Genomic DNA, 707 nt, shown 5'->3' with positions numbered 1-707 from the left:
AGAACCAGGGCAAGGATGTCGACCATCTCGCGATCGCCGCCGGGCTTGCGCAGCATCTGCTCCTGCAACTGCCGGAAGGCAGGCGGGAACTCGGCAAAGGGCGCGCCATTGCGCAACGCACCAGGCTTGCGCTGGAGAACGGCCAGATAATGCCGCCAGTCATAGATCGTCCGCGGTGGCAGCTTGTGGCTGCGCTGGATGATGCGGCCATGCTCGCACAGGATGTTGCCCTCGGCGGCGATGACCAGCCGGTCCGGGTAGATCCGCAGGCTGACAGGCCGGTTGGCAAAGGATGCCGGCACGCTGTAGCGATTGCGCTCGAAGCTGATCAGGCAGGTGGGCGAGACACGCTTACTGAGCTCGATGAAGCCGTCAAAGGCGGGCGGCAACGGCATCAGCGCAGCCCGCTCCTCAGCCCAGACATCGGCGATGGTGCCGGGCAGCGTGCCGTGCGGGGTCTCTTGCCACACCTCCAGGCAGCGCTGTTCCAGCCAGGCATTCATCGTGGCAAGGTCGGAAAAGCCCGGCATCTCCTGCAAGACCTGGCGGCGGGAGTCCTGAACGTTCTTCTCGACCTGTCCCTTCTCCCAGCCTGCGGCAGGATTGCAGAACTCCGGCTCAAAGACATAGTGGTTCGTCATGGCCAGAAAGCGGAGGTTGACCTGCCGCTCCTTGCCGCGACCGACACGGTCCACCGCCGTGCGCAT

The 707-nt window shown here is 64.6% G+C and carries 1 protein-coding gene; it reads right to left on the bottom strand.

The features are described from left to right. A partial coding sequence (locus tag J0F76_RS20730; RefSeq protein ID WP_423227388.1) for a Mu transposase domain-containing protein occupies nucleotides 1-707 on the bottom strand: 707 nt, incomplete at both ends.

The organism is Paracoccus fontiphilus (assembly GCF_017356265.1).
Lineage (GTDB): Bacteria > Pseudomonadota > Alphaproteobacteria > Rhodobacterales > Rhodobacteraceae > Paracoccus > Paracoccus fontiphilus.
This window is presented reverse-complemented; position numbering and strand designations above follow the sequence as displayed.